At 42.5% G+C, this 10,611-nt stretch carries 8 protein-coding genes and 1 pseudogene; 2 read left to right on the top strand and 7 right to left on the bottom strand.

What is annotated here, in order from left to right; genetic code table 11:
- The 4 genes and pseudogenes from AB4Z17_RS28540 to AB4Z17_RS28525 form a co-directional block, all read right to left on the bottom strand.
- Nucleotides 1-215 (bottom strand): annotated as a pseudogene (locus AB4Z17_RS28540) (carbohydrate ABC transporter permease); the annotation flags it as partial.
- A 21-nt stretch (nucleotides 216-236) separates the two neighbouring features.
- Nucleotides 237-1,121, bottom strand: a complete 885-nt coding sequence (locus AB4Z17_RS28535; RefSeq protein WP_441963568.1) for an ABC transporter permease — start codon at nucleotides 1,119-1,121, stop codon at nucleotides 237-239.
- A gap of 317 nt (nucleotides 1,122-1,438) precedes the next feature.
- Nucleotides 1,439-3,676, bottom strand: coding sequence for a helix-turn-helix domain-containing protein (locus tag AB4Z17_RS28530; protein ID WP_441963566.1), 2,238 nt, complete (start codon nucleotides 3,674-3,676; stop codon nucleotides 1,439-1,441).
- Between the two features lie 616 nt (nucleotides 3,677-4,292).
- Nucleotides 4,293-5,015, bottom strand: a complete 723-nt coding sequence (locus AB4Z17_RS28525; protein WP_076269536.1) for a ThuA domain-containing protein — start codon at nucleotides 5,013-5,015, stop codon at nucleotides 4,293-4,295.
- 195 nt (nucleotides 5,016-5,210) lie between these two features.
- Between AB4Z17_RS28525 and AB4Z17_RS28520 the strand changes: the two genes are divergently transcribed.
- Entirely contained in the window at nucleotides 5,211-6,149 is a 939-nt protein-coding gene (locus AB4Z17_RS28520) for an AraC family transcriptional regulator (RefSeq protein ID WP_441963564.1), read from the top strand.
- A gap of 58 nt (nucleotides 6,150-6,207) precedes the next feature.
- On the opposite strand, the gene glgD is transcribed toward AB4Z17_RS28520, so the two are convergent.
- The 3 genes from glgD to AB4Z17_RS28505 all read right to left on the bottom strand — a co-directional run bounded on the left by glgD (nucleotide 6,208) and on the right by AB4Z17_RS28505 (nucleotide 9,705).
- Complete coding sequence (gene glgD / locus AB4Z17_RS28515; protein ID WP_441963563.1) at nucleotides 6,208-7,320, bottom strand: glucose-1-phosphate adenylyltransferase subunit GlgD; 1,113 nt, start codon at nucleotides 7,318-7,320, stop codon at nucleotides 6,208-6,210.
- Nucleotides 7,321-7,331: 11 nt separating this feature from the next.
- The gene (locus tag AB4Z17_RS28510) at nucleotides 7,332-8,480 is read right to left on the bottom strand and encodes a glucose-1-phosphate adenylyltransferase (RefSeq protein WP_076269533.1); all 1,149 of its coding nucleotides are present in this window, start codon (nucleotides 8,478-8,480) and stop codon (nucleotides 7,332-7,334) included.
- Nucleotides 8,481-8,889: 409 nt separating this feature from the next.
- Nucleotides 8,890-9,705, bottom strand: coding sequence for an alkaline phosphatase family protein (locus AB4Z17_RS28505; RefSeq protein WP_441963560.1), 816 nt, complete (start codon nucleotides 9,703-9,705; stop codon nucleotides 8,890-8,892).
- Nucleotides 9,706-9,976: 271 nt separating this feature from the next.
- On the opposite strand from AB4Z17_RS28505, the gene AB4Z17_RS28500 reads away from it, so the two are divergent.
- Nucleotides 9,977-10,591 (top strand): methyltransferase domain-containing protein, encoded by a 615-nt coding sequence (locus AB4Z17_RS28500; RefSeq protein WP_441911553.1) that lies wholly within the window; start codon nucleotides 9,977-9,979, stop codon nucleotides 10,589-10,591.
- Nucleotides 10,592-10,611 lie beyond the last annotated feature (20 nt).

Here is a 10,611-nt window from a genome sequence, read left to right as displayed (position 1 = left end):
TTGTTGAATACCGCCTTGTAGCCATCGAGCGTGAAATGGACCGGGAACAGCCATACCTTGCCGGAAACGACAGCCTGCGGCGAACTAAAGGAAGAGCTTAAAATATAGAGAAGCGGCAGAAGCACCACTAATAGAACCACAGTCAGAAAAGCATAAATGAATGCCATGAATAATCGATCACCGTTTGATTCTCGAATGGTAATGTTTTTTTTCATAAAGTCTCCCTTCTGCCTCAATTACCACAGACTATTATTTGAAATTTTTCTAGCGATATAGTTGACGACAATCAGCAATGTTAAATTAATAACGGAGTTGAAAACTCCGATTGCTGCTGAGAAGCTGAAGCTCGAACCCAGCAAGCCCACTTTATACACATAAGTAGAAATGACTTCTGAGGTCGCTAGGTTAAGCGGATTTTGCATCAAATAAATTTTCTCAAAACCGAGCTTCATCAGATTGCCTAAATTAAGAATAAGAAGAATGACGGATACCGGAATCAAACTTGGAATATCGACATTAATAATTTTTTGTATTCTCGATGCCCCATCAACCCTTGCCGCTTCATACAGCTCAGGATTGACGCCAGCTAATGCCGCAATATAGATAATGGCCCCGTAACCGGTATGCTGCCACACATCCGACCAGACATAGATGGATTTGAATAATGAAGGAATACCCATAAAGTTAGTGTTTTCCACACCAAGCATTTGGAACAATTTGCTGACGATCCCTACGTTTGGGGTCAAGTTGACAATTAAGATCGAAACCATAATGACCGTTGATATAAAGTAAGGTGCGTAAGAAACCAGCTGTACACTTTTCTTGAATAGTCCATTGCGCACTTCATTAAGCGCAAGCGCAAGGATGATTGGGGCTGGAAAGCCGACTAACAAGCCATAGAAGCTAATGCCAAGCGTATTTTTCATATAGAGCCAAAAATTTGGAGATTCGAAAAACTGCTTGAAATATTTTAGCCCGATCCACTCGCTTCCAAAGATACCCTTAATGACGTTGTAATCTTTGAACGCGATCACGATGCCCGCCATGGGGACATATTTGAATATAATGAGATAAGCAATCGGCRATAAAATGACGAAATACAATTGCCAGTGGCGAGCCATTTTGCGTAGAGGCCCATACCTTCTTGCTGGGTGTGCAAAGGCCTGCGGAACGGAATGCCATTCATGATTAAGTTTGGACAAGGGCTAGCCTCCTTTAACATTCTCATTTTTGGTTGCGCTTTCATGTGATCATTTTATAAGCTGCCCTCACTATGCAACAAGATACATTAATTGCGAGCTTAACCTTTTTCGCATCGCTGCTCCATAAGAAACGGCAGCACCTTATACTAACGGTGCTGCCGTCCCTATAGCATCCATTTTTCGATAAAAGAACTAACATAATTCTTGCGCTTAACGATTTTCAACTCCATGAATATTCAGCCATTTTGCTGCTTCAGCGTCTCTGAACGGTATTCACCTGGCGAGCATCCAACCACTTTCTTGAACACTCTCGTAAACGAAATCGCACTTGTGTAACCAACCTCTTCCGCAATATCCTGAACCGTCCTCCGTGTCTCTTTCAAAAGCCGCTTCGCTTCATTCAGCCGAATATCAATTAAGAAATCAATGAACTTCTGGCCTGTTGTTTCTTTGAACAGCTTGCTTACATATTTGGCATTCATATCATATTTCTCGCTTAAATATTCAAGCGACATATTCGGATTTACATATTCCTCTTCAATAACTCTCCGCATCTCCTGAATAATGGCGGCATGCTGACCGCTGTAACGCATATCTGCAAGCGTATGCTCAAGCTCTGTCATTTTACCGATGATCGCCTCGTGCATTTTTTCCAGAGAATGGCAGTTATCCAATTTTCCCGTTAGAACCGGCAGTGCTTCGCTTTCCCATACGAGATTAAATTCATTGCCGAGACCAGACAGCTCGCGTCCCAAACTATAGAGCAAGTAATTAATAACGTTCATAATCTCGTCCTTAGTGAGCAAGCCTTGCTTCATCTGGCTGAATAAATCGTCTAATTCTGCTCTCCAGCTCGCTTCTGATTTGCGGAAGGCATAAACAGCAGATCTAATCATCCCAAGATAAGCGTATACTTCAACTTGGCCTTGATTCATCATATCCTCGCGTGTAATTAGGCGATTTTCGCCAAGCACCATTTTGTAATTAAGTGCTTCCAAAGCCTGTTGAAACGACTTTGCGATTTCGGAATGCTGCAAGGCTGGATCACCGATTCCTATACTAATCGTGAACTTCATATTTTGTTCAATCCAAGCCCGAATGCTGTCACAAAGCTGAACTAGCATGGCAGCATGAGCATTTCCGCTCTCAAATAAAATAACACTGAGACGAGAAGAGGCTGTCCATTCTGCCCAGCATGCGTATCCGAAGCGTGACGACTGCTCATAAGTAATGCTTCGCAGAGCGAATTTCAACAAATTTTGATCGTTTCGCGAATAACTGCTGCAAAACTCTCCGTACTTATCCAGTTCCATGACAATAAGCGTATGGCGATCCGCAGGCGCGGGAAGCTGCAGCCGCAGCGCTTCGCGCTGCCATTCCAGAGGCGTCAGCTCCGCTCCAGCTTCAATAAGCTGATGGAATAGATTACGTGTCCGTAAATGAAGATCTTCCTTATACTGCTGCTGATATTGCCTTGCCTGCTCCGTTAAATTATCAAGTGCGGATTCGATAAAGACAAACTCGTTAATCCTGCCAGATCCAATGTTTTTCCCACTTTCTGCCAGTGCTAATTTATATCCGCTGAAGCGTGACACAATCTGTTCTACCGGCTTCGCATTTCGCCTTGATATATAAATCATCCATACGAGACCTGCAATGATCATTAGGAGCCCGATCACAAACCATACATTATAAAGCAACGATACCGTTTGAATAAATGTACCTTGCACAAAACCGCTAATATAAGACCAATTCGAATAACTCGATTTATAATTTGCATAAACGCGCATAGAATCTACAGGTTCTGCCTCATTGAGCAATTCATTGCCTGCCCCGTCTTTGATGCGAATGAAGCTGACTTCCGAGTTGTAAAGCTCATGAACTAAACGCTCCAAAGCATCCGTTGCGACATTGACAACAATCATTCCTTTTTCACCCGTCATGAATGGAGCACCTCTCACGAGGCTGACAACATCCTTGCTCTCCAATACTGTGAATTGCTTAAATGTCCGCTTATCCGTCCATTTCTGAGAGATCGTATTGCGATATTGCTCGATAAAAGCTTTGTCTGGATAGGTGTCGATATGTCCGCCTGTCGCATTACTCAGCACAACCTGATCTTCATAGCGAACCAGATAGACTGAATCAATGAGTGGATAATAAGAAATCATATCGTTCATTTTCATGACGGCGCTAATGTTAATATAAGGGTCACCGTTCTCGTTGCTGTTGAAAAAATCGATAAGTGACTTGTTGTTAATCGATTCCTTCATCACCATGTTATCTATTGCTCGTAAAGACGTGTCGATTAACCTCATCGCTTGCAAAGACAACATGCTGTTAGCATTAATAGCTTCTTTCCGACCCTGCTCACTTATTAATTGAAAAAACACAAAAAAAGTGAAGGTAACTACGATAATAAATATCGGCATATAGGAAAGAAGCAGCCGATTAAACCACGATTTGCTCATCATTAGCCCTCACCCTTTTCTCTGATGATTTGCGCCGTTTTCTTGTTTATGAACAGCCGCCCTTTACCTGAAATTTCAAAGCCATGCAACGAACACATTAACTTTCTCTGCAAAAGCACACTGTAATTATTTCCCGGGTGATGTAAACCAAAGAAACCCCGATACCGTTTCCGTATCGAGGCATGGCAGCCTCTTCAGGAGCAATGCCCTCTTCTCATATGCAGGCCGTGCGAGTTTGGTTTTATTTATCTTAGGCGGTAGCGCTGGTAAGATCAATAAACCGTTTTCAACTTCCTGCATTGTTTTCGCCAAAACAGCCGCTTGCCAACACGATTAACGCTGCTTTCTTTGCAATCGGCCATAGGATTAAAAAGCACCATATCAAAAAGCACGAAGACGGCTTAGATATAGTGCAAGCTTATTATATTGTTCTTGCGACAAGGATTTCATCTATGCAATCGGGCAGGCAAGCCCGAGCGATCACTCCATTTAGTATGGTGGATTATACCCCATTTGCCAATGCACTATTTTGACTAAATGTAACGGTTCAAAATAGTGCTCAAAACAAAATAACGCTTGGGATTAAACTCCCAAGCGTTACATTACTTTTTTTATAATTTTATTTTACCGAAATTTTTTCAAGTGGCTGTGCATTTCCATAAACCGGACGATTGCGGTCTACCGGCTGTGCCCATTTCACGGCATTCGTAATGACGCGTTGAATGTCTTTGTTATGGTACGTTGGATACGTTTCATGTCCCGGTCTAAAGTAAAATACTTTGCCGTTTCCACGAGTAAACGTACAGCCGCTGCGGAACACTTCTCCGCCCTCAAACCAGCTTGTGAAAATTAGCTCGTCTGGAGCAGGAATGTCAAAATGCTCACCGTACATTTCTTCTTTTTCCAGCTCGATATACTCTCCAAGGCCTGCAGCAATCGGATGGCTTGGCGCTACAACCCAAAGGCGTTCCTTCTCATCCGCTTCACGCCATTTCAAGTCACAGCTTGTACCCATCAATGCTTTAAAGATTTTGGAGAAATGACCGGAGTGAAGAACAATCAAGCCCATTCCATCCAGCACGCGCTGTTGTACTTTTTGAACGATTTCATCCTTTACGTCTCCATGCGCAAGATGTCCCCACCAAATGAGTACATCTGTATTGTTTAATACCTCATCCGTTAATCCATGCTCTGGCTCATCTAGTGTAGCCGTTCCTGCATCGTAGCCAGCTTCAGTTAGAAAGGCTGCAATTGCACCGTGAATACCTTGTGGATAAATTCCAGCTACAACCGGATTTAATTGCTCATGACGATTTTCATTCCATACCGTTACCTTTGCCATTATATGAACACTCCTTTTTCATTCAGTTAATCTTAGTATAAAAAATTTGCCCCATTAAGGTAATACTTAAACATGCTGATTTTATATTCTAAAGTGTCTTCCTTTTCTGGATGTACTGAAAAGACAGCTAATAATGACGCGTTTATTGATTCAACATTTCCAAAAGTGGTATACTCCAAAATGGAGGTGATGCATATGACTATCATAAAAACCGCCATTGATACGCATTCCGAAGCGATCAACGAAGAAGTCATTTATCAAAATCCGCTATTGTTTCTTAAAATTTGGGAGATTTACTCGGAAGCTGACTATTTCAGCACGCTTGAGAAACATCCATGGCACTATCATAAAGAAGTAGAATTCCTCGCTATTATTGAAGGCCACTTGGGTGTGCAAAGCAAGCACGGCTATGTCGTCCTCGGACCAGGCGATGTTATGGTGCTAGGCGCCTCCCAGCCGCATCGCTCCCACAAGCCGCTTTCGGAAGTACAGCACTATGTTGTGTTTCAGATTGATTTGGGCAAACATTTTGACCAGAGTACAATGCCTTATTTGAATTGCTTCTCCGAGCTGACAGAGCCGCTCGATAAGCTTAATTATATTTTTGACATGAACGAAACAGCCAAGCAAGAAACCCATGCCTTTATTTTGGAAATATTCAAAGAGTCGCAAACGAGGATGAGAGGCTACGAGATTGCTATCAGCTCAATTATAAAAAGGTTGCTGCTTCTTCTGCTTAGAAGCGACAGCCGAAACCTGCTGAACGATACAGAGGAAATTGAACTAAATCGATTACGACCCGTTCTCGATTATGTGGACACCCATTTAAGCAGCAAGCTGTCCGTAGAGGATGCTAGTTCTTTGCTTAATTTGAGCTACCACTACTTCATTAAATATTTCAAAAAAACGATGGGCGTCTCTTTCGTTGAATACGTCAACTATAAACGAATTAAACGATCCGAGCTGCTGCTGCTGACAAGTGAGCTAAGCATCATGGATGTCAGCTACGAGGTCGGCATTACGAACATGGCCCAGTTCTATAAGCTCTTTAAACGGCAAAATCAGTGCTCACCACGAGAATACAAGCTGCGCATGCGCAACGAATCCAGAGTTGCGATGGAAGGCATGCAGTAAATTAAAATACAAAACGACCGCTCTCCCGTAAAAAAACGAGAAGCGGTCGCTGAATGCTTTATATTATGCTTTTCTTTGAGAAAACGGTAGGTGATATTTCCTCTCCTGCCAGCTTATTTCCCCGCGTGACATGTACCTCTTTATCGAGAATAACGTGATCAAGGCTAGAATCCTCATCAATCACACATTTCTGCATCACGATACTGTTTCGAACAACGGCCCCTTTCCCGATTCGAACGCCTCGGAATAAGATACTGTTTTCCACAGTTCCCTCAATAATACAACCATTAGCCACCTGTGAATTTTTAACGACTGCACTACTCGCGTATCTTGCAGGCGGTTCATCCTTGATTTTGGTGTAAATAACACCCGGCTCGTAAAATAGAGATTTCCATACCTCAGGATTCAACAGCTCTTTGCTGTGCTTAAAATAATTTTGAACGGAATTAATGACGGCCAAATATCCTTTATATTCGTAGCCATACACTTTTAACTCGTTCAGATTTCGAATAATGACATGCCGGACAAGGTCATAGTAGTTTTGATTCACGCTTTTTTTGACCAGATTAATAAGCAGCTCTTTCTTAATGATGATCATCCGCATATAGGCTTTGTTGCTTTCCTTGTTCTGGCGATTTTCTGTCATACGGACGACTCGCCCATCCTGAGCCAAGTCAAGCGTAATGAGGTTGGAGAAATCGTCACGATCGACGTCCATTTCCTTGTAGATGACGGTAATATCAGCATTTGTGCGCTTATGATTCTCTACAGCTTCCGTATAGTTGATATTGCAAATCATATGACTGCTTGAAACGATGACGTACTCCTCCGTGCTGCGGGCAAAATATTCGAGAGAACCGTAAAAATTTTGCAAATCGCYGTTAAAGCCGGGAACATTGCTATTGTTAGGGGGCAAAATAAACAATCCTCGGTATTTCCGATCCAAATCCCACTCTTTCCCAGAGCCCAAATGGTCAATGATGGAACGGTAATTGTTATGAGCGAGTACTGCCACATTGTTAATTCCGGAATTCACCATATTCGATAATACAAAATCAATCAATCGATATCTGCCGCCGAAAGGTACCGTCGCAGTCGCTCTTGAGTAGGTCAGTTCATGCAAGAGCGGCTGGTTGATGCTGAGATTGATGACGCCAAGAACATTATTCATCGCATTCACTCCTATATCAATTGAGAAGAAATGACCATGTTTTCACCGATTAGAGTAATTTCAGCCGCATCACCCGCACTGCCTACAATCGCGCCATCTTGAATGACAGTGCCTGAGCCGATGATCGCTTTATGAATCGTGACATTGTTCCCAATTTTTGCGTCCGGCATAATGACCGAGTCTTTGATGAGACTGCCTTCACCAACATGAACACCGTAAAAGAGTACGGAATGATCCACTTCCCCAAAAACCATACATCCTTCATTCACTAAGGAGCCTGTCACTTTGCCGGTAGATGCGATATGATGAGGAGGCTTGTTAGGATTTTTAGCATAAATTCGCCACTTCGCGTCATGAAGCGTAAACGGTGGATTTTCAAGAAGAAGATCCATATGTGCTTCCCATAGACTTTCAACGGTGCCAACATCCTTCCAATAGCCGCTAAAACGGTAGGCAAAAATAGAATGGCTGCTGTAGAGCATCGATGGAATAATGTCTTTGCCAAAGTCATTGCTTGATCCAGGGTCCTGCGCATCTGCAATTAATTTCTTTTTTAATACATCCCAAGTAAAAATATATATGCCCATGGAGGCGAGATTATTTTTGGGCAGCTTCGGTTTTTCCTCAAATTCAATAATTCGGTCTTCATGATCCACATCCATAATGCCGAATCGGCTTGCTTCATGTAATGGGACTTCAATTACGGCGATCGTAGCATCCGCTTTCCTTGCCTTGTGCTGCTCGAGCATGAGGGAGTAATCCATTTTGTATACGTGATCACCGGAAATAACTAAAACATATTCAGGATCATATTGTTCGAGATAATGAATATTTTGATAGATCGCATGCGCCGTCCCTTTATACCAGCTGCCGCCTCGTTGCTCCATAAATGGAGGAAGCACGGTAACCCCGCCATTTTTTCGATCCAAATCCCATGAGCTGCCTATTCCTATGTAAGCGTTCAGTACCATCGGTTGATACTGAGTCAGTACCCCAACCGTATGAATACCTGAGTTGCTGCAATTGCTTAACGTGAAATCGATGATCCGATACTTGCCGCCGAAAGGCACAGCTGGCTTTGCTAGCTTAGACGTGAGATGGCTTAATCTTTTTCCTTCACCGCCTGCAAGCAGCATCGCTACACATTCTTTTTTTTGCATTCGGCCCACTCCCCATCGTTAATAAATTGGATACTTCAAAACGTTGTTTGAATTTTCTGATAATTACAAACACACCTCCTCATTACTATATGTATTCACAAATTTATTTAAAATGTAAGCGTATACAATGTTGTAAAAATTATATTACCTCCTCGTTAGAAGGAAGTCAACAGCAGTTAATTATTATTTTAAATGACTTATTTTTGCAATTTTCGCAGTACTAATGTGCATATTGTATGCCCCTGTTTATGTTGTCAAATTCACTCGCAAAGCCACCTATTTTAGCGAAAATAGCTCATCTTTTATTACGAATTTAGTAGTGATTTATCTATGTCCTCAATAAAACAGCTCGTTCCTTAGTTAAGGACGCGCTGTTTTTTTGTTAACCTCAGCTTTTGAATAAAAAAGATCAAGGATTAAAAAGGCCTTCAGGCAGCTTGGCATCCCAGCTTCTTGCATTCAGCCCTAGTGCGTGGAGAACAACTGCCGCCGTATCTGTAATCATGAGCTCACCTTGAAGAGTGGCATTATGTTTAATTCCAGGGCCAGCACAGCCCCAGAAGATCGTTTTGTCCAGTGGGTGATCGCTGCCATGCTGATAAGCCTGCTCTCCGCCGCCCCCATGATCGGAAACGACAATAATCAAGCTGTCCCTCAGAAGTCCCGTCTCTTCAATGGCTTGTAATATGATTCCTGTACTTTCATCCGTCTCTTCTATGGCAAGCAGCTGTTCAGCTGTATTGAATCCATGCTGGTGCCCCGCTCCATCGGGCAAGTCTAAGCCGATAAACATCAGCAACACATCGGGATTCCCCTTAATATATTCAGCAGCCGCAAGCGAAAGCTCACGGTCATTCATCGATACTTTATGCACATCGATTGTCGATTCGATAATGCCATCATTAATTGGATTCCAGACGCTGAACGCCGCCATTTTGGCATCTGGAATACTATCGCTTACAATTCGGAAAATCGAAGGATATTGCGATTGCTCGGGAAACGTATGTTCACTGGCGATATCATTCGTAAGACCATGTTTTTCAGGGCCTACTCCGTGAAGAAGCGATCCCCAGCATTGCGCGCTAATCGTTGGTGAGACCGTTTGAGCGTCAAATGTGAATGTACCTGTACGAATTAATCGATCCAAATGAGGGGTATGCGCATCTTTCACAAAATTCCCTGCTCCATCCCAGCCTATAATGAACACCCGTGCTATTTTCTCCATTCATCATTTCTCCTCTACTATATGAATTAAGTGCTGCCCCAATCCGACTCATGCTTTCCATGCTTATCATACTCACCAACCTTTACGAAGTCAACATAAAAACAACTAATAACAACTAAAAACATATTTTTAGTTGTTATCCTTATTATTTTTTAGAGTATTTTGTTGGTTTCTATGATAAGGACTTGGCTTCGGTTCACTTAAAAGCTGTTATACATATAATGGTGGATGCCAAGCAAATGGATGAAATAAAAGGAGGCTAATAATCAACATGACCGAAGAACAAAAGACGCCATTTGACTATAAAACGTATTGGGACAACAATTACTCCCAAGGCGGCACATCAGGCAGCGGCTCTTACGGTGTGCTGGCGGACTTTAAAGCGGAGGTAATTAATTCTTTTATAAGCGAACACGGGATTCAAAAGGTAATCGAATTCGGATGCGGGGATGGAAACCAAATATCGTTAATGAGCTATGAACAGTATTTAGGTTTGGACGTAGCCAACTCCTCCATCGATATTTGCGCGCAAAGATTTGCCGGTGATCGCTCCAAAAGCTTTCTCGCCTACAACCCTCGACACTTCGTTAACCATGGTTATCTAACATGCGAGCTCGTCGTTTGTTTAGACGTTCTTTACCATATTACGGATGACCATGATTTCAACAAAACGTTAAACGACATTTTCTCATGTGAGGCGGAGTATGTCATTTTATATACACGAATTACAAGCGCCGACGAGCCAAACGTCGTGCCGACGATTCGAGATCGGGATATTCTAAATTACTTGAAAGCCTATAGCAACTACAAAGTTGAGCGTATTATCGAACAAAAACATAAGCATTTATCATCTGCGAGCTTCATCATATTGCAAAGAGAAAAGTGATTCATGATGACCATAAATAC

Source organism: Paenibacillus sp. TAF43_2, assembly GCF_052113545.1.
In the GTDB taxonomy this organism is placed as follows: Bacteria; Bacillota; Bacilli; order Paenibacillales; family Paenibacillaceae; genus Pristimantibacillus.
Note: the sequence above shows the minus strand (reverse complement) of the source record. Positions and strands in the feature narration are given on the sequence as shown.

What these genes read in the sequence shown, in the direction of transcription:
- AB4Z17_RS28530 (WP_441963566.1), bottom strand. Translation starts at nt 3,676, where the DNA reads ATGATGAGCAAATCGTGGTTTAATCGGCTGCTTCTTTCCTATATGCCG.
- AB4Z17_RS28525 (WP_076269536.1), bottom strand. Translation starts at nt 5,015, where the DNA reads ATGGCAAAGGTAACGGTATGGAATGAAAATCGTCATGAGCAATTAAAT.
- AB4Z17_RS28520 (WP_441963564.1), top strand. Translation starts at nt 5,211, where the DNA reads ATGACTATCATAAAAACCGCCATTGATACGCATTCCGAAGCGATCAAC.
- AB4Z17_RS28510 (WP_076269533.1), bottom strand. Translation starts at nt 8,480, where the DNA reads ATGCAAAAAAAAGAATGTGTAGCGATGCTGCTTGCAGGCGGTGAAGGA.
- AB4Z17_RS28505 (WP_441963560.1), bottom strand. Translation starts at nt 9,705, where the DNA reads ATGGAGAAAATAGCACGGGTGTTCATTATAGGCTGGGATGGAGCAGGG.
- AB4Z17_RS28500 (WP_441911553.1), top strand. Translation starts at nt 9,977, where the DNA reads ATGACCGAAGAACAAAAGACGCCATTTGACTATAAAACGTATTGGGAC.